The following is a 20,933-nucleotide window of genomic DNA, read 5'->3' as shown; positions in this document are numbered from 1 at the left end:
TCGGTCGGCGAAGGGAAAAAGCGGCCCTTGCAGTAGGAAAACGTCCGCGCCGGTGATCGCCGACGGTTTGCGCCGGGATAGTGCAAATGCTTCGCCCGGATGTGTCGAGCGAGACGGGGAGTGGCGCTCCGCCTGCCGCTGTTGCGGATTCGGTCAACCCCTACAAGCCTCGTCATCAGGAGACGACGCCGGGAGCCCTGAGGCGCGCGACCATAGTTCGCAAGACTGCGCCGCGGCGGCCCGGGCGGTCTTATTTCTGTTCCGCATCAAGCAACACCAAGGAGCAAATCATGGCCAATGGCAGCGTTTTGGGTCGCGCCGACCAAGCTTGTGCTGATCGCGTTCCTTTTGCCGATGCGCCGGCCGATGAGCAGGCGGTTGATGTGTTGAGCGAACTGCTCGAACACGCGCGCGACAGCGAATACGGCTTTCGCACCTGTGCCCGAGAGGTGCCTTCTGCATCAAGCCTGAGGCAGTCGTTCAACCGGCGCGCTTCGCAGTATCACGAGGCCTGCGATGACTTGGAACGAATGATACGGCGCCACGGTGGCACGCCCATCGAGTGTGGTACGACCGGGGCGACCATCCATCGGGGGTGGGTCCGGGTGAAAGGAGCGATCGGCGCCAACAGTGAGTTGTCGCTGCTTGAAGACTGCGAACGTGGCGAAGAGGCAGCCGTCGCACTCTACCGCGAGGCGATGCAACGAAATCTGCCACCCGACGTCCGCGACCTGGTCGAGCGCCAGGCTGCAAGCGCGCAGCAAAGCCATGACCAGCTCCGGGTGCTGCGCGGCGAAACCCGCCCACGCGCGTGACGAAGACAATCCGGTGCGTGTCGCCGATGCGATCGTCGAGCTGGTCCATTCACCGAATTTCGAAGCGTTGATGGGGCTCAGCCGCTTCGTGCCTTCTGAAGGTCGACAGCGGTGCGCAGGGCCGCCCTTAACCATCGGTTAAGACCGGCTAAACAAGACGCGAATTGCCGGCGTGTCTCCGAATTGTGAGGATGGATGCACAGCGCCGACGCCGTCGGATCCGCACAAAAAAAGAACAGGAGACAGCATGCACCCCAGAAGCCCGGCTGGGCGCCAGCCACGCCTGCACTGGCTCGCGGCGGCGGCCACGGCGGCCATCGTTATTGCTGCCGAGCCGGCCGAGGCCCGCGTCACTCGCATCGTGATCGACAGTGTCGCGCCCCTGGCGGGGCAGTCGATTCCGTACGAGCAGATTCGCGGCCGGGCCTTCGGTGAGCTCGACCCGAACGACCCGCACAACAGCGTCATCACCGACATCAAGCTGGGGGCAGACGCCGACGGCAAGGTGCGGTACGAAACCACTTTCAATCTGGCGAAGCCGGTCGACATGAGCCGGGCAAGCGGCTTTCTCTGGCACGACGTGCCCAACCGTGGTGGCGCGGGCACCATTGTTGTGGACGAACGCGAGCTGGGCGATATGGGCCTGCGCAGCGGCTGGCAGGCTGACAACGCGGGCAACACGGGCATTCCCGCCAACCGGGCCGAGGGTACCAATCATTGGGTGGCGGCGCCCATTGCCAAGGTGAACGGCGTGGCGGTTACAGGCAAGGTGTTCGGGCGCATCGTCAACCGCAGCGGCGCGGGCTCGCAGCCGCTGATGGTGCAGACCAACCCCGTGCCCTACCTTCCGGCCACGCTGGACACGACCAAGGCAACGCTGAAGACGCACATCAAGGAGACCGTTGATGGCGTCGTCACCGAAGGGCCGGCCATTGCAGCGGGCGACTGGGCCTTTGCCAAGTGCGATGCGGGCAATCCGTTTCCGGGCATGCCGATCGACATCAACCCGGCCAATGCGCCGGGCAATCTGCCGGTGCACATCTGCCTGCGCAACGGCTTCGACGCCAACCTGCTGTACCAGGTGGTGTACCCGGCGCAAAACGCCTACATATTGGGCGTGGGCATGGCGGCGTTTCGCGACGTGGGCACCTTCTTCCGCTACGAGGCGGCCGACGACTTCGGCACGCGCAATCCGGTGGCGGGCCTGGTCAAGGGCACGGCGGTGCGGGGCGTGTCGCAGTCCGGAAACATGGTGCGGCAGTTCATCTTCATGGGCCTGAACCAGGACGAGCGCAACCGCAAGGTGTACGACGGGGCCTGGCCGATCATCGCGGGCCGCCGGGTGGCGGCCAACTCACGCTGGGCCCAGCCGGACGGCGTGCTGGAGCTCTACCAGCAGGGCAGCGAAGGCCCGCAGTGGTGGGTGGAATGGCCAGACCCGGTGCGCAAGCAACCCACCGGCAGCATCTTCTCGCGCTGCGACACCAACGACACCTGCCCGAAGGTGATCGAGCATTTCGGGTCGGCCGAGGTGTACGCGCTGAAGCTCACGCCCGAGTGGATCGGCACGGCCGGCGACGCGGACATTCCGCTGCCGCGCAACGTTCGGCGCTACTACGTACCGAGCTCCCACCACGGCGGCGGCGCGGGCGGCTTCACGCACATGCCCGCGGCCACGGGCACGGCCAGCACTGGCCCGAGCTGCCCCGGCAACAACTTTGGCCGCGGCACGTTGGCGGCAAACCCGGTGCCGCACACTGAAATTACCAACGTGCTGCGCCTGGCCATGCGCGATTGGGTGCTGAACGGAATGCCGCCGCCGCCCAGCCGCTGGCCCACGCTTGCGGCCAGGACGCTGGTCGACGCCAACAAGAAGGCAATGGGCTTTCCGAGTGGTGTGCCCGGCATTCCGGACTCGATCTTTCAGCCGGAGAACTTTGCGTTTCCGGTGTTCGACTACGACTGGGGGCCGCAATTCAATCATGCCGAAGCTTCCGGCGTGCCCACCAACGTGCCGCCGGTCATCAAGAAGGTGATTCCGATGAAGGTGCCGAAGGTCGATGCCGACGGCAACGAGATCGACGGGGTTCCCACGGTGCTGGTGATGGCGCCGCTGGGCACTTACCTGGGCTTCAACGTCACCGCCGAGGGCTTTCATCGAGGCCAGGTGTGCAACTACGTGGGCGGCTATGTGCCGTTCGCACGCACGCGTGCCGAGCGAACTGCCAGCGGCGACCCGCGCCTCTCGCTCGAGGAGCGCTACGGCAGCCACGAGGGTTACGTGGCCGCGGTGCGGGCCGCCGCCGGAAAGGCGTCTGCAGAGGGCTTTCTTCTCCCGGCGGACCGCGACCGCCTTATCCGGCAGGCTTCGGAGAGTGCCGTGCTGCGCTGAACGCAGCGGTGCTTTCTTCGATCATTTCCACCAGGGCAGCCGCCGGCGCGGAGAGTTCCGCGCGGCTGCGCATGGCCAGCAGCAGCACGCGCTCCATCTCGATGCCTTCAAGGCCCACCTGCACAAGGCCGAGGGCCTGGGCATAAAGCGCGGCGGCCGCGCGCGGCAAGATGGCGAGGCCAAGCCCGAACGAGACCATGCGGCACATCGAGTCGAAGCTGCGCACCTGCACCCGGATGCGGGGTGTGCGCTTCACAGCGTCGGCCGCCGCCATCACCTTGCGCGTGAGCGAGGCGCTGCGTGCCAGCGTGACCAGGTCATGGTCGAGCACGTCCGCGATGGAGGCGTTCTGCTGGCCGGCCAGCGCGTGGCCCGCCGGCACCAGCAGCACCAGCTGGTCGACGTTGCAGACGATGGTCTCCAGGCCTTCGTGCGGCACGTTGTCGCCAATCACTGCCAGCTCGGCCGTGCCCTTGAGCACGGCGCGAATGCCGTCTTCGCTCAAGGCATCTTCCATGTCGATCACCACGTGCGGATAGCGCCGGGCGTACTCGGCCAGCACGCTGGGCAGAAAACCGCCGAAAGCGGAAGGATTGGCGCACAGCCGCAGATGGCCGGTGGCACCCGATTGAAGATCGTCGACGGCCTGCACCAGCTGTTCCAGCCGCGCAATCACCTCGATGGCGTGGCGGTGCAGGGTCTGGCCTTCGGGCGTGGCGGTGACGCCGCGCTGTCCGCGCTGGAGCAGCGCCATGCCGCAATGCTGCTCCAGATCGGTGATGCGCTTGCTTGCCGCCGGGAGCGAAACGCCGAATCGGTCTGCGCCCGCGGTCAGGCTTCCTCCATCGACAACTGCGACAAAAAGCCGCAGGGAGATGAGATCGAAACGATTCAGGTTGATCATGGCGGGTGGATTTGACCACCGCCGGCGCTACGATCCGTTGAAAGAAGCGACACACACCATGCCAATCCCCAAGCAATCCGGTTTCATCTCTTCCACGCGTGCGCGCGGCGCCGTGGCGGCGGTTCTTTGCGCGGCATCACTGTTCCTGGCCGGCTGCCAGGCACAGCCCGAATTCCGTCCGCTCACTTCCGAGGTGCCGCCGCCGCCGACCTTCGCGACCGTGCCCGCCGAGGAAGCCTGCCAGGCCGCGCAGGCGCGCTACGCGCTCGGTCGGCCCATCGATGCGCCGCTGCTGGAAGAAATGCGCACCCGCACCGGCTCCAAATCTGCGCGCACTTCGCCAGCCGGCACGCCGTTGCCGGCGCCGGCCGATCCGGCGCGGCTCAATGTCGATGTCGACCCTCAAGGTCTCGTGGTCGCCGCGCGTTGCGGTTGACCGAAGTTAACAATAATCCCGCGATGACGACGAAGACCACCACCTCCACCCCCATCGCGCTCGACTGCTATTACAGCCTTTCCTCGCCCTGGGCCTACCTGGGCGGGCCGCAGCTGCAAGACATCGTGCGCCGCCACCATGTGCGGCTCACGCTCAAGCCTTACGACTTTCAGGCCGTGGTGCCGCAAACCGGCGGCATTCCGCTGAAGACGCGGCCGGAGCCGCGCCGCACGTACCACGCGCTCGAACTGGCGCGCTGGAGCGACTACCTGGGCCTGCCGCTGAACCTGGAGCCGGCGTATTACCCGAAGGGCGCGCCGGTCGATCCGCACTGGAACAAGTACCCGGGCTGGATGGTGATTGCGGCGCAGCTGCAGGGGCTCGATGCGCAGCCGCTCTCGCATGCGCTGCTGCGCGCGCTGTGGGCGGAAGAGCGCGACACCTCCGAAGCGGCGGTGCGCATCGCGGTGGCCGACGAAAACGGCTATGACGGCGCCTCGCTGCAGGCGCTGGAGCAGGCGGCCGAAACGCTGGCGATCTACCGCGCCAACAGCGCCGAGGCCATAGAGGCCGGCGTGTTCGGCGCGCCGACGTTCATCCTGAACGGCGAGCGCTTTTGGGGGCAAGACCGGCTGGCGTTTCTGGACCGGGCCCTGGACAAGCTGCGCGCGGCGCGCTGAACGACCCGGCCCCGGCGCGCCGCACCTCTTCTTACAAGAACGACCGCGGCAGAAGCGCCGGCACCAGCGTGCGGTTCATCCGCTCGCGCCACCAGCGCAGCGCCTGTCCCTGTGCGCCGGTCTTCCATGCGAGCCAGAACGCCTCGGGCGCGCGGGGCTCTTCGGTCGATAGTTCCACCAGCGTGCCGCGTTTCAGTTCATTCGCGATGCACGCGCGCGGCAGGAATCCGTGGCCCAGCCCGGCCACCTGGCAGGCGACCTTCGCAGCCATCGAAGGCACGGTGATGCGGGGCTGCCCGGCGAGCAGGCCGACGGTGCGGTCCGACAGTGTGCGGGCCGAGTCGCCCACCACGATGGCGTTGCAGTCGAGCAGGTCGCCGCGCTGCAGCGGCCGGCCCAGCCGCGTAAGCGGGTGCGTGGGCGCGACGCAGAACGCGAATTCGAGGCTGCCTACGGTCGCGGCCTGGTAGCCGCCGCCGGCGGGGCCTTCGCCCGCGGCGATGACGATGTCGGCGCGCCCCTCGCGCAGCGCCTCCCAACTGCCGGTGAGCGCCTCGCAGCCGATGCGCAGCCGCGTGCCGCAACGCAGGTCTTCAAAGGCGCGGATGTCGTCGATGAGCGCCTCGGTGGGAATGAGCGAATCGTGCACGAGCCGCAGTTCTGATTCGTAGCCGGTGGCGATCTGGCGCATGCGCGATTCGAGGTCGTTCGCGGCGCTCAGCAGCCAGCGGCCCTCCTTGAGCATTTCTTCGCCGACGGCAGTGAGCGTGACGCGCGGGCCGTTGCGCTCGAACAGCAGCATGCCGAGTTGCTCCTCGAGCTTGCTGACCGCGTACGAGATGGTGGAGGGCACCTTGTTCAGGCGTGTGGCGGCGGCCGCGAAGGAGCCGTGGCGCGCAATGGCGTCGACGACCTCGATGGCTTCCAGACTGAGTTTGAGCACGCGGCGGTTCCTCGCAAAAAGGAATGATCGAAAACTTCGATCATTAGGTGTGAAAATTTTCGTTGATGACGGATGTTCGGGGCTCGATGATTCAGCCCATGCCAAGGAGATTCCCTCCGAAAGCAATTGTGAATCCAATCGATCATCTATTCAAACAAAAGGAGTATTTTCATGTCCATCAAAGCCACCCCGACCGCCGGTTCCAAGCTGCTTACCCCCACCGACCACACGCTGGTCATGATCGACTTCCAGTCGCAGATGGCCTTTGCCACGCACTCGATCGACGCGGTGAACCTGCGCAACAACGCCGCGCTGGTGGCGCAGGCGGCGGCCGGCTTCAAGGTGCCGACCATCCTGACGACGGTGGCCGAAAAGAGTTTTTCGGGCCCGATGTTCAGCGAGATCACCGACGCCTTTCCGGGCCAGAAGATGCTCGACCGCACCTCGATGAACACCTGGGAAGACGCCGCCGTGATCGACCGCGTGAACGAAATCGGCAAGCCGCGCATCGTGCTGGCCGGCCTGTGGACCAGCGTGTGCATCGTGGGCCCCGCGCTGTCGGCGCTCGACCAGGGCTTTGAGGTGTACGTGATCGCCGACGCCTGCGGCGACGTGTCCACCGAGGCGCACAACCGCGCGATGGACCGCATGGTGCAGGCCGGCGCACGGCCGATGACCTCGCTGCAATACCTGCTCGAGCTGCAGCGCGACTGGGCCCGCGGCGATACGTACGAGCTGACCACCGGCATCGCGAAGAAGGTGGGCGGTGCGTACGGCCTGGGCGTGACCTACGCGAAGACCATGTTCGGCGCGCACGAAGGCTGACGAGGCACGAATAAACCTACTGCGCGCCCCGATCTCGCACCTGCGGTCCTCGCCGTACCTGGGTACGGCTGCGGTCCTCGGCGCGACCTCGGAGCGCTCGCTACGGTTTCTTCGCGCCTCGTCGCGCCCTCGACAACTTTCGTCAAGGACAAACAGACCATGAAGACCTATGTCGTTTCCCTCGCGCTCGGCCTGCTGGTCGGCGTGATCTACGCGCTCTTCCAGGTGCGCTCGCCGGCGCCGCCGGTGATCGCCCTGGTGGGCCTCCTGGGCATCCTGCTCGGCGAACAGATCCCGCCGCTGGTGCGGCAGGTGTTCGACCGGCCGGCCGCCACCTCGTGGCTGCAGCATCAGGTCAAGCCGCACGTGTTCGGCGAGCTGCCGACCTGCGTGCAGCCCGAGGCGGTGAAGACCGTCGCCGCCCGCCCGTCCGAGCGGAGCGACGCATGAGCTCGCAAGACCCGCAGCGCCGTCACTTCCTCGGCGCCCTTGGCGCCCTCGCAGCCACCTCTATCGCACCCGCATCGACCATGGCCCACACCCTGAACCCCACCCCCGACCTCATCCTGCGCAACGGCCGCTTCACCACGCTGGACCGCGCCAACCCCACGGCCGACGCGGTGGCCATCAAGAACGGCCGCTTCACCCGCGTGGGCCGCGCCGAAGACGTGATGCCGCTCGCGGGCGGCAACACCCGCGTGATCGACCTGCAAGGCAAGCGCGTGCTGCCGGGGCTGATCGACAACCACCTGCACATCATTCGCGGCGGGCTCAACTACAACATGGAGCTGCGCTGGGACGGCGTGCGCAGCCTGGCCGACGCGATGTCGATGCTCCGGCGCCAGGTGGCGATCACGCCCGCGCCGCAGTGGGTGCGCGTGGTGGGCGGCTTCACCGAGCACCAGTTCGCCGAGAAGCGCCTGCCGACCATCGCCGAGCTGAACGCGGTGGCGCCCGACACGCCTGTTTTCATCCTGCACCTGTACGACCGCGCGCTGCTCAACGGCGCCGCACTGCGCGCCGTGGGCTACACCAAGGACACGCCCGCGCCCCCCGGCGGCGAGATCGTGCGCGACAGCGCCGGCAACCCGACCGGCCTGCTGCTGGCCAAGCCGAACGCGGCCATCCTCTACGCCACGCTGGCCAAGGGGCCGAAGCTGCCCTTCGACTACCAGCTCAATTCCACGCGCCACTTCATGCGCGAACTCAACCGCCTGGGCGTGACCGGCGCCATCGACGCGGGCGGCGGCAACCAGAACTTCCCCGACGACTACGAAGTGATCCGCAAGCTGCACGACGACGGGCAGCTCACGATCCGCCTGGCCTACAACCTCTTCACGCAGAAGCCCAAGGCCGAGAAGGAAGACTTCCTGAACTGGACGGCCAGCTCCACCTACAAGCAGGGCGACGATTATTTCCGCCACAACGGCGCGGGCGAGATGCTGGTGTTTTCGGCCGCCGACTTCGAGGACTTCCGCCAGCCGCGCCCCGACATGGCGCCCGAGATGGAAGGCGAGCTCGAAGGCGTGGTGCGCATCCTGGCGCAGAACCGCTGGCCGTGGCGCATGCACGCGACCTACGACGAAACCATCAGCCGTTCGCTCGACGTGTTCGAGAAGGTCAACAAGGACACACCGCTCGCGGGCCTGAACTGGTTCTTCGACCATGCCGAGACGATCTCCGAGAAGTCGATGGACCGCATCGCCGCGCTGGGCGGCGGCGTGGCGGTGCAGCACCGCATGGCCTACCAGGGCGAGTACTTCGTCGAGCGCTACGGCCCCGGCGCGGCCGAGGCCACACCGCCGGTCAAGCGCATGCTCGAGAAGGGCCTGAAGGTCTCGGCCGGCACCGACGCGACGCGCGTCGCCTCGTACAACCCGTGGGTGTCGCTGTCGTGGCTGGTCACGGGCAAGACGGTGGGCGGCATGCAGCTCTACCCGCAACGCAACTGCCTGGACCGCGAAGGCGCGCTGCGCATGTGGACCGAGAACGTCACATGGTTCTCCAACGAAGAGGGCAAGAAGGGCCGCATCCAGGCCGGCCAGCTTGCCGACCTGGTGGTGCCCGATCGCGATTTCTTCGCCTGCGCCGAATCGGAAATTGCCGACACGACCGCGCTGCTCACGATGGTGGGCGGCAAGGTGGTCTACGGCGCCGGCCCGTTCGCCGCGCACGACGAAGGCACGCTGCCGCCCGCCATGCCCGCCATGCCCGACTGGTCGCCTGCGCGTACTTTCGGGGGCTATGCGGGCTGGGCCGACACGGCTGAAGGCGCGCCGCTGCAGAAGGTGATGCAGAACTCGATGCGAAAGGCGGCGATGTCCTGCGCTTGCGCCAACAACTGCAACGTGCACGGCCACCAGCACGCAACGGCATGGAGCAGCAAGCTGCCCATCGCCGACCTGAAGAGCTTCTGGGGCGCGCTGGGTTGCGCCTGCTGGGCGGTGTGATGAAGGCGATGCACTGGACCCTTTCACCTGCTGTGCGCTGGATCGCGTTGCTGCTGCTGTGCGCAGCCTACCTGCAGGGCGGCCTGAACAAGGCGATGGACTTCAACGCGGCCCTCGCGGAGATGAACCACTTCGGCCTGTCGCCGGCCGGCCCGCTGGCCGTGGCAGTGATCGTGCTGGAGCTGGGCGCCGCGGCGCTCGTGCTCATCGGGTTCTGGCGCTGGCTCGGCGCGCTCGCACTGGGCGGCTTCACGCTGATGGCGACCTTCGTCGCACTGCGTTTCTGGGAGATGCCGCAGGGGCCCGAGCGCTTCATGGCGGCCAACTCCTTCTTCGAACACCTGGGCCTGGTCGGCGGCTTCCTGCTCGTTGCCTGGTTCGACCTGAAAGAGCGTGCCCATGTCTGAGTCCCCCAAAGCCGCCGGCGCCTTCGCGCCGCTGCGCCAGCCGGTCTTCGCGGTGCTGTGGGCTGCCACCGTGCTCGGCAACATCGGCAGTTTCATGCGCGACGTGGCCAGCTCGTGGCTGGTGACCGACCTGTCGGCCAGCCCGACGGCGGTGGCGCTGATCCAGACGGCGGCCACGCTGCCGATCTTCCTGCTGGCGATTCCGGCGGGCGTGCTGTCGGACATCCTCGACCGGCGGCGCTTTTTGATCGGCGTGCAGGTGTTGCTGGCGGCCGTGAGCGGCATGCTGCTGGTGCTGTCGCACACGGGCTCGCTCACGGTCGAATACCTTGTCGCACTGACCTTTGTCGGCGGCATCGGCGCGGCGCTGATGGGGCCGACCTGGCAGTCGATCGTGCCGGAACTGGTGCCGCGCAGCGACCTGAAGAGCGCGGTGGCGCTCAACTCGCTGGGCATCAACATCGCGCGCTCCATCGGGCCGGCGGCGGGCGGGCTGATCCTCGCGAGCTTCGGCGCGGCAGTCACCTACGGGCTCGACGTGCTGAGCTACGCGTTCGTGATCGCGGCGCTGTTGTGGTGGAAGCGGCCGGCGGCAACGGACAGCGGGCTTTCCGAGAACTTTCTCGGTGCCTTCCGCGCGGGCATCCGCTACACGCGGGCCAGCAAGGAGCTGCACGTGGTGCTGTTGCGCGCGGCGGTGTTCTTCCTGTTCGCGAGCTCGGTGTGGGCGTTGCTGCCGCTGGTGGCGCGCCAGATGCTGGGCGGCAGCGCGGGCTTCTACGGCATCCTGCTCGGCGCCGTGGGCGCGGGCGCCATCGGCGGCGCGCTGGTGATGCCGCGCCTGCGCGCACGGCTCGATGCCGACGGCATGCTGCTGCTGGCCTCGCTGCTGACGGCCGCAGTGATGGGCGGGCTGGTCTTCGCGCCGCCGCAATGGCTCGCGGTGCCGATGCTGGGGGTGCTGGGCCTGGGCTGGATCATCGCGCTCACCACGCTCAACGGGGTGGCGCAGTCGATCCTGCCGAACTGGGTGCGCGGGCGCGGGCTGGCCGTGTACCTCACGGTGTTCAACGGCGCCATGGCGGCCGGCAGCCTGGGCTGGGGCCTGGTCGCGCAGCAGGTCGGCGTGCCGGCCACGCTGGTGGCGGGCGCGGTGGGGCTGGTGGTGATGGGGCTCGTCTTCCATCGCGTGCGGCTGCCCGCCGGCGAGGCCGACCTGCAGGCCTCGAACCATTGGCCCGAGCCGCTGCTGGCCGAGCCCGTGGCGCACGACCGCGGGCCGGTGATGGTCCAGGTCGAGTACCGCATCCGCAAGGAAGACCGCCCGGCGTTCCTCGAGGCGATGAAGCGGCTGTCGCTGGAGCGCCGCCGCGACGGTGCCTACGCCTGGGGCGTGCACGAGCACACGACCGATGCCGAGCGCGTGATGGAGTGGTTCCTCGTCGAGTCGTGGGCCGAGCACCTGCGCCAGCACCGCCGCGTGTCGCACGCCGACGCCGACCTGCAGGCCGAGGCGCTGCGCTTTCACATCGGGCCGGACAAGCCCGAGGTGCATCACTTCCTGGCGCTCTGAGCGGCGCGAACCCTTTCACCCTTTCATCAACCTCAAGGAAAAACCATGGCAACACTGACCCTTCGCGACGGCACCGAGCTCTATTACAAGGACTGGGGCAGTGGCCAGCCCATTCTGTTCAGCCACGGCTGGCCGCTGAGCGCCGACATGTGGGACGCGCAAATGCTGTTCTTCGCCGAGCGCGGCTACCGCGTCATCGCGTTCGACCGCCGCGGCTTCGGCCGCTCGAGTCAGCCCTGGACCGGCTACGACTACGACACCTTCGCCGAGGACATCGCCGAGCTGATCGAGACGCTCGACCTGAAGGACGTGATCCTTGCGGGCTTCTCGATGGGCGGCGGCGACGTCACGCGCTACATCGCGCGCAAGGGCAGCGCGCGCGTGGCGAAGCTCGCGCTCATCAGCGCCGTGACGCCGCTCTTCATGAAGACAGCCGACCATCCCGTGGGCCCCGAGGCTTCGGTGTTCGCAGGCATCCGCGCCGGGCTGGCCGCCGACCGGCCGCAGTTCATCGACAACTTCAGCACGCTTTTCTACGGCACCAACCGCCCGGGCGCGAAGGTGTCGCAGGGCGTGTTCAAGCAGACGCTGCAGATCGCGCTGCAGGCCTCGATCAAGGCCACCATCGACTGCGTGACAGCGTTCTCCGAGACCGACTTTCGCCCCGACATGGCGAAGATCGACGTGCCAACGCTCGTGATCCACGGCGACGACGACCAGGTCGTGCCGTTCGAGGCCACGGGCAAGCTGGCGGCCGAAATGATCGAGGGCAGCCAGCTCAAGGTGTATGCCGGCGCGCCGCACGCCACCTGCACCACGCATGCGGCGCAGGTGAACGCCGACCTGCTGGCGTTCATCCAGGGCTGAGGCAAGGCACGCTGAAAGGGCCGTGCCCTGCGGCCCTTTCAGTGCGAAGGGCGGCGCCGGTGGCGATAATCGCCCGATGCGAATCCGCTTTACCAAGATGCAGGGAGCCGGCAACGATTTTGTCGTGCTCGACGAAACGCGCGGCACGCTGGGCCTCACGGCTGCGCAATACCGCTTTCTGGCCGACCGCCACTTCGGCGTCGGCGCCGACCAGATCCTTACCGTGCGGCGCCCCTCCAAGGACGCGGGCGAAGACATCGACTTTCAGTACGTGATCCACAACGCCGACGGCGGCGAGGTGGAGCAGTGCGGCAACGGCGCGCGCTGCTTCATGCGCTTCGTGCGCGAGCACCAGCTGACGGACAAGGACACGGTGCGCGTCGAAACGCTGGCCGGCATCATCGAGCCGCGCATGAGCGAGGACGGCCGGGTGACGGTCGACATGGGCCCGCCGATTTTCGAGCCGGCCCGCGTGCCCTTCGATACCGCGGGGCTCGATCCGCAGCCCACGGGCGCGTGGCACACCTGGCATCTGGCGCTTGGCACGCATGCCGATTCGGCGATTGTTTCGGTCGCGGTTCTGTCGATGGGCAACCCGCATGCGGTGCAGGTGGTCGACAACGTCGACACGGCGCCGGTGGCCCGGCAGGGCCCGCAAATCGAGCACCATCCGCGCTTTCCGCAGCGGGTGAATGCGGGCTTCATGCAGGTGGTCGACCGCACGCACGTCAAGCTGCGGGTGTTCGAGCGCGGCGCCGGCGAAACGCTGGCCTGCGGCACCGGCGCCTGCGCGGCGGTGGTGGCGGGCATCCGGCTCGGCCTGCTCGACAGCCGGGTCGACGTGCAAACGCACGGCGGCGTGCTCACCATCGGCTGGGAGGGCGAGGGGAATCCCGTGCTCATGACCGGGCCGGCCACCACGGTTTTCGAGGGGGACATCGAGGTGCCCGAGCTGCCATGACCAACTTCAGAAACAACAAAGACGACGCCATGAACCCGATCACCGAAGACGACATCGCCAATTACCTGGCGAACACGCCCGACTTTTTCGAGCGGCACGCACAGTTGCTGGCGCAGGTGCAGCTCACCAGCCCGCACGGCAACCGCGCCGTGAGCTTGCAGGAGCGCCAGGCCGAAATGCTGCGCGAAAAAATCAAGGCGCTGGAGCATCGCCTGATGGACATGGTGCGCCACGGCACCGAAAACGTCGTCATTGCCGACCGCCTGCAGCGCTGGACCAAGGGCCTCTTGACCACGCGCGACCCGCGCAGCCTGCCGTACCGCATCGCGGTCGACCTGCAGTCGCTGTTCCTGGTGCCGCAAACCGCCATCAAGGTGTGGGACTGCGGGGCCGATTACCTCAACGAAGCCTACGCACAGTGGGTGAGCGACGACGTGAAGGCGCTGGCCACCTCGCTCACTTCGCCTTACTGCGGGCTCAACTCGGGCTTCGAGGCGGCCAACTGGCTGCCCGAGCCGGCCGGCGCCATGTCGATTGCGCTGATTCCGCTGCGTCCCGATGCCGAGTCGCCGGCCTTTGGCCTCTTGGTGCTGGCCTCGCCGGACGCGCAGCGTTTCAACGCCGAAATGGGCACCGACTTTCTCGAGCGCATCGCCGAACTGGCTTCGGGCGCGCTGTCGCGGCTGCGGCCTTGAGCGGGCGGCACCGGTCCTGGCGGGCCGTGCGGCCCGTGCTGTGGACGGTGCTGCTTGGCGGGCTGCTGGCTTACCTGGCCATTGCGGCCATCGTCTGGCGGCGTGCGGTCGAGATCCTCGACAGCCCGCCCCAGCGTGCGGCCGATGCCGCGCTGATCCTGGGCAACCGCGCCTACCTGAAAGGCAAGCCCAACCCGTGCCTCACCGGCCGGGTCGACACCGGCATTGCGCTGGCCAATGCAGGCCGCGTGAAGCAGCTGGTGCTGTCGGGCGGCGTCGACAAGGAAGACGGGCGCGTCGAAGCCGAGGTCATGCAGCAGCATGCGCGCGCCGAAGGCTATGCCGGTCCGCTGCTGCTGGAGCCGGCCTCCACGTCCACCCGCCTGAACCTGGCGATGTCGCGCCCTCTGCTGCAAGCCGCGGGCATCCGCAGCGTGGTCGTGGTCTCGGAGCCCTATCACCTGTGGCGCGTGGAGCGGCTGGTGCGGGCCAGCGGCTTCGACAAGGACTTCGACGTGCAGTACGCCGCTGCCAGCACGCGCTGCTGGCAGCGCTGGGGCATGGTTTTCAAGGGCGCATTGCGCGAGCCTTTGGCTGTCGTGAACAATGCGTTCAATGGCTACCTCCACTGAGACGACCGACACGCGCTGGGTCGAAAAGTACCTGGAGCACGTGCGCGTGGAGCGCCGGCTGGCACCGCGCACGGTCGATCTCTATGCCATTCACCTGCAGGCGCTCACGGCCAACGCCGCCGAGGCCGGCCTTCCGCTCGACCGCGTGCAAACCGCGCACGTCCGGCGCTGGATGGCGCAGCTGCACGGCGCGGGCCGCGAGCCGCGCGGCATTGCGCTGGTGCTCTCATGCTGGCGCAGTTTCTACCGCTGGCTCGGCAACGAGGGGCTGGTGGGCTTCAACCCCGTGCAGGACGTGCATGCGCCCAAGGCCGCGCGGCCGCTGCCCAAGGCGCTGGCGGTCGACGACGCGGTGCGGCTCGCCGAAATGTACGACCCCGAGGCCGACCCCTGGACCGAGGCGCGCGATGGCGCCATCGTCGAGGTGCTCTACGGCTGCGGCTTGCGCGTGAGCGAGCTCACCGGCCTGGATGCGCGCGCCAGCAACACGGCCCTCGGCTGGGTCGACCTGGATGCCATGGAAGCCAATGTGCTCGGCAAGGGCAGCAAGCGGCGCCTCGTGCCGATCGGCGGCAAGGCGGCCGAGGCGCTGCGCGATTGGCTCGCGGTGCGCGGCGATTGCGCGGCGCTGGCCACGGCGGGGCTTCGAGACCCGGCAGGCGCCGCGGCGCTTTTCATCAACGCCAAGGGCTTGCGGATGTCTTCGCACGCGGTGTGGAAGCTGTTGCGCGAGCGCAGCCTGAAAGCCGGCCTTGCGGCGCCGGTGCATCCGCACATGCTGCGGCATTCGTTCGCGAGCCACGTGCTCCAGTCGAGCAGTGACTTGCGGGCCGTGCAGGAGCTGCTGGGCCACGCCAATATTTCCACCACCCAGATCTATACCCGGCTGGATTTTCAGCATCTGGCCAAGGCCTATGACGCGGCCCACCCGCGCGCGCAGGCGCGGCCGGAGGGCACGGATGCGCCGGCACGCGCTGAAAAAAGTGCGCGGGCCAAGCCCAAAAAAGACGACACCCACAAATGAAAACCCTCCGCCTCAAGCCCGGCAAAGAGCGCTCGCTGCAGCGCCGCCACCCCTGGATCTTCGAATCGGCCATTGCCCGCGGCGGTGCCGATTCGGGCGAAACGGTGCGCGTGGAATCCCATGAAGGCGCCTTTCTGGCCTGGGCCGCGTTCAGTCCGGTTTCCAAGATTCGCGCGCGGGCCTGGAGCTTTGTCGAAACGCAGCGCATCGATGCCGCCTTTCTGGCGTCGGTGTGTGCGCGTGCGGTGGCGGGCAGGGCGCTTTTCGATCTGCAGAGCGACGGTGTCCGGCTGGTCCATGGCGAGGCCGACGGGCTGCCGGGCCTCATCGTCGACCGTTACGGCGACACGCTGGTGGCGCAATTTTTGTCGGCCGGCGTCGAGCGCTGGAAGGCCGCCATTGCCGATGCGCTGCTCGAGGGGACCGGCCTGCACAAGCTCTATGAGCGCTCCGATGCCAGCGGGCGCGAGCGCGAAGGCCTGAAGCCCGTTACGGGCTGGCTGCGCGGGGAGGGCGACACCCAAATCACGATTCGTGAACACGGCTGGAAGCTCTCGCTCGACATTGCGACCGGCCACAAGACCGGCTTCTACCTCGACCAGCGCGACAGCCGCCAGCGCTTTGCCGAGCTGGCGCAGCACCGGCGCTTTCGGCGCGTGCTCAACTGCTTTTGCTACACCGGCGGCTTTACCGTGGCTGCGCTCGCGGGTCTTCAGGCAGCCGGGGCATTGGAAGGCGCCGAGCTGGTGTCGGTCGATTCGTCGCAGCCGGCGCTCGAGCGGGCGCGGGCCAACCTGGCGCTGAACGGCTTCGGGGGCGAAGGTTCGGGCGTGAAGGCGGAGTTTCTGGATGCCAACGTCAACACCGTGCTGCGCGAGTTCATCGAACAAGGCCGCACCTTCGACGCCATCGTGCTCGACCCGCCCAAGTTTGCGCCCACGGCGGCCCACGCCGAGCGCGCGGCCCGCGCCTACAAGGACATCAACCGCCTTGCGCTCAAACTGCTGGAGCCCGGCGGCGTGCTGCTGACTTTTTCCTGCTCGGGCGGCATCAGCGCAGATCTTTTTCACAAGATCGTGGCTTCGGCCGGTATCGACGCGCAAGTAGACGGTTACATCAGCGAACGCCTCGGTGCGGCGCCCGACCACCCGATGACCATCGAGTTTCCCGAGGGCGAGTACCTCAAGGGGCTGGTGGTGGTGAAAAAGCCGGCTTGACCCCGCGCCAACGCAACTGAGTGGCATTGGCTAAACTGCCTGCCAGTTTTTCTTCTTCCCTGTTTTCCGCTTCCGGAGCACTCCATGGCCCTTATTCCTGCCACCATCCTCACCGGCTTTCTAGGCTCGGGCAAGACCACGCTGCTCAAGCGCATCCTGACGGAGGCCCACGGCCAGAAGATTGCGGTGATCGAGAACGAGTTCGGCGAAGAGAACATCGACAGCGACATTCTGGTGACCGAATCGAAAGAGCAGATCATCCAGATGAGCAACGGCTGCGTCTGCTGCACCATCCGCGAAGACCTGCGCGAAGCGCTGCAGTTGCTGGCCGCCAAGAAGCGCCAGGGCCTGCTCGACTTCGACCGCGTGGTGATCGAGACCACCGGCCTGGCCGACCCCGGCCCCGTGGCGCAGACCTTCTTCATGGACGACGAAATTGCCGAGAGCTACCTGCTCGACTCCATCCTGACGCTGGTCGATGCCAAGCATGCGCCGCAGCAGCTCAACGACCGCCAGGAGGCGCGCCGCCAGGTGGGTTTTGCCGACCAGATCTTCATCAGCAAGAGCGAGCTGGTGTCGGCCGAAGAGACCGAGGCGCTGATTCACCGCTTGAAGCACATGAACCCGCGCGCGCCGCAGCAGAAGGCGCACTTCGGCGACGTGCCGCTGAAAGATATTTTCGACCTGCGCGGCTTCAACCTGAACGCCAAGCTCGACATCGACCCCGACTTCCTGAAGGAAGACGACCACGGCCACGACGACCACGATGGACATGCTCACGCGCATGGCGAGCATTGCGACCATCCCTCGCACAAGCACGAGGGGCACGGCCACCATCACCACACGGACGACGACGTGAAGAGCTTCGTCTACAAGGCCGACCGTCCCTTCGACCCGGCCAAGCTCGAAGATTTTCTGGGCGCCATCGTCAACATTTATGGCCCGCGCATGCTGCGCTACAAGGGCGTGCTGAGCATGAAGGGCACCGAGCGCAAAGTCATTTTCCAGGGAGTGCACCAGCTGATGGGCAGCGACCTGGGCCCCGAGTGGGGCAAGGACGAAGCGCGCCAGAGCCGCATGGTGTTCATCGGCATCGAGCTGCCGCGCGAGATCCTGGAGCAGGGGCTCGAGCAGTGCCTGGTGTGACGGCGCGCTGCCGGCACTGACCAGCCAAATAAAAAAGGCGCTGCCCCGAGGGGGCAGCGCCTTTTTTTTTGTTTTAGCCGAGGCTTACTTGCCGGCCATGCCGCCCATCGGCTTGCCGTTGATCTTCAGGCTGCCTTCGCTGTATTCGACCTGGCTCGTGATGTCTGTGCCGTCGCGCTTGACGAAGCCCATGCCTTCGCCCTGCTCGACCAGCCCCGCCACCATTTCGGGCGGCGGCGTCTGGCCGCTTTCGGCGCCGGTGGCGGCAATCTGCTCGATCCATTGCATCGGCAGCCGCACGCTGGCCTTGAGCACGCCGCGCTTCATCAAGAGCGCCATGCCCGGGTCCTTCAGGTCTTCGTCGGTGACGCCGACCATGCCGGCCGTGTAGCTGATTTCGCCGCGCTTGCCGCCGATTTCGACCAGCATCTTGTCCAGGCCGAGCTCGGGATTGTACTTGGCCATGGCCTTGAGGTCGGGGGCCAACTGCTCCATCAGCGCCTGCATGGCGGCCTGGGAGGCTTTGCTGCCGCCCTTGCAGCCGTTGATGGCGGCCGACTGCATCCAGGCGTCGGCCAGCTTCTTGTAGCCGGCGGCGTGAATGCGGCGTCCGCCGCTGGTCATCTCGAACTTGTCGATCTTCGTCTCGCCGACCTTGCCGGTGCCCTTGATGGTGCCGATCGATTCGTAGAGGCCGTCCTTGATGTTGGCATCGGCAATCATGTCGATGTTCTGCAGCAGCACGGCGGGCAGGGGCTTGCCGCTGCCGCCGGCGCCCAGGCCCTTGGGTGCCGCGAACTCGAAGCTGTCGAGCCGGGCTTCGGTCTTGCCGGTGGCCAGGATCCAGCCTTCGCTCTTGTTCATGTCGGCCTTGCCGGCCAGCTTGCCCATTTTCAGGGTCACGCCGGTGCGCGTGTCGGTCAGGTCCAGGCCGGGCATTGCCAGGCTGTAGTTCACCTGGGTACGGGCGCCGTTCATCTCGGCGCGCATTTGCGCGCCTTGCCAGGTGAACTGTCCCTTGCCTTCTTCGGCCAGCTTGATCGGCGCCACGGTCAGGTCGGTTGCGTAGCCGCCGTTGAACGCCACCTTGGTGTGGGCGGTCAGGGGCTTGGCCTTGCCGAAGAGCTTTTCGGCTTCGGCCTGGGCCTTCACGTCGAGCACCAGCTCGCTGTCGATGGTGGCCGCGGCCAGCGTGCCGCCGGCAATCGGGCCGTGGTGGATGGTGTCGCGCACGGTAATGCGCACGGGCTTGAACGGCGCGCTCTCGGCATCGGCTTCTTCGTCGTCTTCTTCTTCGCCCGGTTCGGCGGGCTTGGCGTCGGCGGGCTTGGCGGCGGCAGCCGTATCGGCGGCGCATCCGAACTCGAACGTCACGGTGCTGACCGCACCGAAGAACCCGCTTTCGTATTTGCGATCGATCACGCGCACCAGCGCGGTCTGCTTCGGCAACTCCTCCAGGGCGGCTTCGTAGCTGGACTTGACTTTGGAGCCGGCCCACCAGGTGCTGCCACCATAGGCAACGGCGATGGCCGCGGCCAGCGTGCCCAAAACTGCTTTTTTGCTCAAGATTTCTTCTCTTTTGTATGAATGATTGGATCGACCGGCACGGCTGATTCGCCTTCGCAGGTCTTCGTTGCCCCCTCCGGCAACGCCGGCGATGCTAACGGAGGTAAGCGCTTTGCAGGCACATTTCCCTTCCGTTTAGAGTTCTCTATACAATCGCGCGCCTGTTCCGGCGGCCACGCTTTCGTTTTAAGGGCGAGATGTGGCTTACGGCACGGGGCGCCGCAAGTTTCTGGCGGGCTTTCGGGGGTATAACCCCGGGGTTCGTCACTGCGAGCACTCCGACAATGTGGACCCCGCGGCCTCAACCCCGCAGTGGTTCCCTTGGGAGGAGACACCCAGTGAAAGCGCGTTCCAGTTCGTTCAAGGAGCCAGTCACCGTGAAGAAACCCGCCGCCAAGGCAATGCCAGCAACCAAGTCCACCGCCAGGAAAGCGGTGGCTGCAAAGCCGGCTGTACCCGCGGCAAAAAAGACTTCTTCCGCTGCTAAAGCTCCGGCCACGAAACAAAAAAGCGCTCCAAAGAAGCCAGCAACGCCATCGGCCAAGGCCGCAACCGTTGCAAAGAAGCCCGTCAAGCCTGCAAAGTCTGCTGCGCCGCCGGTGGCATCCGCCCCGGCCAAGAGTGCAACCAAAACTGCAGCTGCGGGTCTACCGCCATCCAAAACTGTCGGCCGCACTGCTGCCGTTCCTTCTGCCCCTCCGATCCCAATGAAAAAAACGGCTGCCGCCTCTTCTTCCGCCACGGCGACACCTTCGATACCCGCTCAGACCGCTGCACCCGCCCCCGCGCGAGGTGGCCGCGTGTCCCGGCTGTCGCAGCTGACCGTGCCTTCCATGCCGCAATCGGTGGCTTCCACCGCCGCCAAGTCTTCCTTCTCGCAGGCGCCTTCCAATGCGCTGGTGCCGCCGCCTCCCGTGGCAGTGAAAAAAGACCCGAAGCTCGCCAACAACTGGAAAGCCAAGTCGGCTGCCGAGTTGACCGACGCCGAGGTCATCGCCATGCCCGACGCCGAGTACATGAACGAAAAGCAGATGGCGTTCTTCCGCCTGAAGCTCGTGGAACTCAAGCGCGGCATTCTCGAAAACGCCGGCGAAACCACCGAGCATCTGCGTGAAGACACCGTGGTGGTGCCCGATCCGGCCGACCGTGCCACCATCGAGGAAGAACATGCACTCGAGCTGCGCACGCGCGACCGCGAACGCAAGCTGCTGAAGAAAATCGAGCAATCGATCCAGCGCATCGACGCCGGCGACTACGGCTACTGCGACGAAACCGGCGAACCCATCGGCGTCGGCCGCCTGCTGGCTCGCCCCACGGCCACGCTGTCGCTCGAAGCGCAGCAGCGCCGCGAACTCAAGCAAAAGATGTTCGGGGACTAAGCAGGTAAAGAGACAGAAAAC

Annotated in this window: 21 protein-coding genes; 17 read left to right on the top strand and 4 right to left on the bottom strand. The window is 66.8% G+C overall.

The window, feature by feature from the left end; translation table 11 throughout:
• Positions 1–290: 290 nt before the first annotated feature.
• Positions 291–815 (top strand): ferritin-like domain-containing protein, encoded by a 525-nt coding sequence (locus ABIC94_RS13675; protein WP_354373540.1) that lies wholly within the window; start codon positions 291–293, stop codon positions 813–815.
• Between the two features lie 247 nt (positions 816–1,062).
• Positions 1,063–3,207, top strand: a complete 2,145-nt coding sequence (locus ABIC94_RS13670) for an alpha/beta hydrolase domain-containing protein (protein ID WP_354373539.1) — start codon at positions 1,063–1,065, stop codon at positions 3,205–3,207.
• On the opposite strand, the gene ABIC94_RS13665 is transcribed toward ABIC94_RS13670, so the two are convergent.
• Positions 3,170–4,111, bottom strand: coding sequence for a LysR family transcriptional regulator (locus ABIC94_RS13665; protein WP_354373538.1), 942 nt, complete (start codon positions 4,109–4,111; stop codon positions 3,170–3,172). The genes ABIC94_RS13670 and ABIC94_RS13665 overlap by 38 nt on opposite strands.
• Before the next feature lie 58 nt (positions 4,112–4,169).
• Between ABIC94_RS13665 and ABIC94_RS13660 the strand changes: the two genes are divergently transcribed.
• Positions 4,170–4,547, top strand: coding sequence for an I78 family peptidase inhibitor (locus tag ABIC94_RS13660; protein ID WP_354373537.1), 378 nt, complete (start codon positions 4,170–4,172; stop codon positions 4,545–4,547).
• A 23-nt stretch (positions 4,548–4,570) separates the two neighbouring features.
• Positions 4,571–5,227, top strand: coding sequence for a 2-hydroxychromene-2-carboxylate isomerase (locus ABIC94_RS13655; protein ID WP_354373536.1), 657 nt, complete (start codon positions 4,571–4,573; stop codon positions 5,225–5,227).
• A 31-nt stretch (positions 5,228–5,258) separates the two neighbouring features.
• Here ABIC94_RS13655 and ABIC94_RS13650 read toward each other — a convergent pair whose 3' ends face one another.
• Complete coding sequence (locus tag ABIC94_RS13650) at positions 5,259–6,170, bottom strand: LysR family transcriptional regulator (RefSeq protein ID WP_354373535.1); 912 nt, start codon at positions 6,168–6,170, stop codon at positions 5,259–5,261.
• Between the two features lie 171 nt (positions 6,171–6,341).
• On the opposite strand from ABIC94_RS13650, the gene ABIC94_RS13645 reads away from it, so the two are divergent.
• From ABIC94_RS13645 to ABIC94_RS13590, 12 genes are all read left to right on the top strand, one after another.
• Positions 6,342–6,995 (top strand): hydrolase, encoded by a 654-nt coding sequence (locus tag ABIC94_RS13645; protein ID WP_354373534.1) that lies wholly within the window; start codon positions 6,342–6,344, stop codon positions 6,993–6,995.
• A gap of 159 nt (positions 6,996–7,154) precedes the next feature.
• On the top strand, positions 7,155–7,445 hold the full coding sequence (locus ABIC94_RS13640) for a DUF1427 family protein (RefSeq protein ID WP_354373533.1): 291 nt from the start codon (positions 7,155–7,157) through the stop codon (positions 7,443–7,445).
• An 80-nt stretch (positions 7,446–7,525) separates the two neighbouring features.
• Positions 7,526–9,445, top strand: a complete 1,920-nt coding sequence (locus ABIC94_RS13635; protein WP_354373728.1) for an amidohydrolase — start codon at positions 7,526–7,528, stop codon at positions 9,443–9,445.
• Positions 9,445–9,852 carry a DoxX family protein gene (locus ABIC94_RS13630; protein ID WP_436318008.1) on the top strand — a complete coding sequence of 136 codons (408 nt, stop codon included), beginning with the start codon at positions 9,445–9,447 and terminating at the stop codon, positions 9,850–9,852. Before ABIC94_RS13635 ends, ABIC94_RS13630 begins: the two co-directional genes overlap by 1 nt.
• A complete protein-coding gene (locus ABIC94_RS13625; RefSeq protein WP_354373532.1) occupies positions 9,845–11,425 on the top strand; it encodes an MFS transporter in 1,581 nt (526 codons plus the stop codon). Before ABIC94_RS13630 ends, ABIC94_RS13625 begins: the two co-directional genes overlap by 8 nt.
• 45 nt (positions 11,426–11,470) lie before the next feature.
• A complete protein-coding gene (locus ABIC94_RS13620; protein WP_354373531.1) occupies positions 11,471–12,292 on the top strand; it encodes an alpha/beta fold hydrolase in 822 nt (273 codons plus the stop codon).
• A 76-nt stretch (positions 12,293–12,368) separates the two neighbouring features.
• Positions 12,369–13,253 (top strand): diaminopimelate epimerase, encoded by an 885-nt coding sequence (gene dapF / locus ABIC94_RS13615; protein WP_354373530.1) that lies wholly within the window; start codon positions 12,369–12,371, stop codon positions 13,251–13,253.
• Positions 13,250–13,948, top strand: coding sequence for a DUF484 family protein (locus ABIC94_RS13610; protein WP_157612032.1), 699 nt, complete (start codon positions 13,250–13,252; stop codon positions 13,946–13,948). The genes dapF and ABIC94_RS13610 overlap by 4 nt, the downstream gene beginning before the upstream one ends.
• A 26-nt stretch (positions 13,949–13,974) precedes the next feature.
• Complete coding sequence (locus tag ABIC94_RS13605) at positions 13,975–14,580, top strand: YdcF family protein (protein ID WP_354373529.1); 606 nt, start codon at positions 13,975–13,977, stop codon at positions 14,578–14,580.
• The gene (locus ABIC94_RS13600; protein WP_354373528.1) at positions 14,564–15,604 is read left to right on the top strand and encodes a tyrosine recombinase XerC; all 1,041 of its coding nucleotides are present in this window, start codon (positions 14,564–14,566) and stop codon (positions 15,602–15,604) included. Before ABIC94_RS13605 ends, ABIC94_RS13600 begins: the two co-directional genes overlap by 17 nt.
• Positions 15,601–16,821, top strand: coding sequence for a class I SAM-dependent rRNA methyltransferase (locus ABIC94_RS13595; RefSeq protein WP_354373527.1), 1,221 nt, complete (start codon positions 15,601–15,603; stop codon positions 16,819–16,821). Before ABIC94_RS13600 ends, ABIC94_RS13595 begins: the two co-directional genes overlap by 4 nt.
• A gap of 84 nt (positions 16,822–16,905) precedes the next feature.
• On the top strand, positions 16,906–17,967 hold the full coding sequence (locus tag ABIC94_RS13590; protein WP_354373526.1) for a CobW family GTP-binding protein: 1,062 nt from the start codon (positions 16,906–16,908) through the stop codon (positions 17,965–17,967).
• Between the two features lie 84 nt (positions 17,968–18,051).
• Here the strand turns inward: ABIC94_RS13590 and ABIC94_RS13585 are convergent, their stop codons facing one another.
• Together ABIC94_RS13585 and ABIC94_RS27375 are read right to left on the bottom strand one after the other, a co-directional pair.
• Positions 18,052–19,533 carry a YdgA family protein gene (locus ABIC94_RS13585; RefSeq protein ID WP_354373525.1) on the bottom strand — a complete coding sequence of 494 codons (1,482 nt, stop codon included), beginning with the start codon at positions 19,531–19,533 and terminating at the stop codon, positions 18,052–18,054.
• A gap of 301 nt (positions 19,534–19,834) precedes the next feature.
• Complete coding sequence (locus tag ABIC94_RS27375) at positions 19,835–20,275, bottom strand: hypothetical protein (RefSeq protein ID WP_436318007.1); 441 nt, start codon at positions 20,273–20,275, stop codon at positions 19,835–19,837.
• A 58-nt stretch (positions 20,276–20,333) separates the two neighbouring features.
• Between ABIC94_RS27375 and dksA the strand changes: the two genes are divergently transcribed.
• On the top strand, positions 20,334–20,912 hold the full coding sequence (gene dksA, locus ABIC94_RS27370; RefSeq protein ID WP_317617013.1) for an RNA polymerase-binding protein DksA: 579 nt from the start codon (positions 20,334–20,336) through the stop codon (positions 20,910–20,912).
• Positions 20,913–20,933 lie beyond the last annotated feature (21 nt).

It is taken from the genome of Variovorax paradoxus (assembly GCF_040544635.1).
Lineage (GTDB): Bacteria > Pseudomonadota > Gammaproteobacteria > Burkholderiales > Burkholderiaceae_C > Variovorax > Variovorax paradoxus_R.
This window is presented reverse-complemented; position numbering and strand designations above follow the sequence as displayed.

What these genes read in the sequence shown, in the direction of transcription:
- ABIC94_RS13620 (WP_354373531.1), top strand. Translation starts at nt 11,471, where the DNA reads ATGGCAACACTGACCCTTCGCGACGGCACCGAGCTCTATTACAAGGAC.
- ABIC94_RS13610 (WP_157612032.1), top strand. Translation starts at nt 13,250, where the DNA reads ATGACCAACTTCAGAAACAACAAAGACGACGCCATGAACCCGATCACC.
- ABIC94_RS13630 (WP_436318008.1), top strand. Translation starts at nt 9,445, where the DNA reads ATGAAGGCGATGCACTGGACCCTTTCACCTGCTGTGCGCTGGATCGCG.
- ABIC94_RS13590 (WP_354373526.1), top strand. Translation starts at nt 16,906, where the DNA reads ATGGCCCTTATTCCTGCCACCATCCTCACCGGCTTTCTAGGCTCGGGC.
- ABIC94_RS13635 (WP_354373728.1), top strand. Translation starts at nt 7,526, where the DNA reads ATGGCCCACACCCTGAACCCCACCCCCGACCTCATCCTGCGCAACGGC.
- ABIC94_RS13665 (WP_354373538.1), bottom strand. Translation starts at nt 4,111, where the DNA reads ATGATCAACCTGAATCGTTTCGATCTCATCTCCCTGCGGCTTTTTGTC.
- ABIC94_RS13670 (WP_354373539.1), top strand. Translation starts at nt 1,063, where the DNA reads ATGCACCCCAGAAGCCCGGCTGGGCGCCAGCCACGCCTGCACTGGCTC.
- ABIC94_RS13660 (WP_354373537.1), top strand. Translation starts at nt 4,170, where the DNA reads ATGCCAATCCCCAAGCAATCCGGTTTCATCTCTTCCACGCGTGCGCGC.
- dapF (WP_354373530.1), top strand. Translation starts at nt 12,369, where the DNA reads ATGCGAATCCGCTTTACCAAGATGCAGGGAGCCGGCAACGATTTTGTC.
- ABIC94_RS13600 (WP_354373528.1), top strand. Translation starts at nt 14,564, where the DNA reads ATGGCTACCTCCACTGAGACGACCGACACGCGCTGGGTCGAAAAGTAC.
- ABIC94_RS13595 (WP_354373527.1), top strand. Translation starts at nt 15,601, where the DNA reads ATGAAAACCCTCCGCCTCAAGCCCGGCAAAGAGCGCTCGCTGCAGCGC.
- ABIC94_RS13675 (WP_354373540.1), top strand. Translation starts at nt 291, where the DNA reads ATGGCCAATGGCAGCGTTTTGGGTCGCGCCGACCAAGCTTGTGCTGAT.
- ABIC94_RS13640 (WP_354373533.1), top strand. Translation starts at nt 7,155, where the DNA reads ATGAAGACCTATGTCGTTTCCCTCGCGCTCGGCCTGCTGGTCGGCGTG.
- ABIC94_RS13655 (WP_354373536.1), top strand. Translation starts at nt 4,571, where the DNA reads ATGACGACGAAGACCACCACCTCCACCCCCATCGCGCTCGACTGCTAT.
- ABIC94_RS13625 (WP_354373532.1), top strand. Translation starts at nt 9,845, where the DNA reads ATGTCTGAGTCCCCCAAAGCCGCCGGCGCCTTCGCGCCGCTGCGCCAG.
- ABIC94_RS13645 (WP_354373534.1), top strand. Translation starts at nt 6,342, where the DNA reads ATGTCCATCAAAGCCACCCCGACCGCCGGTTCCAAGCTGCTTACCCCC.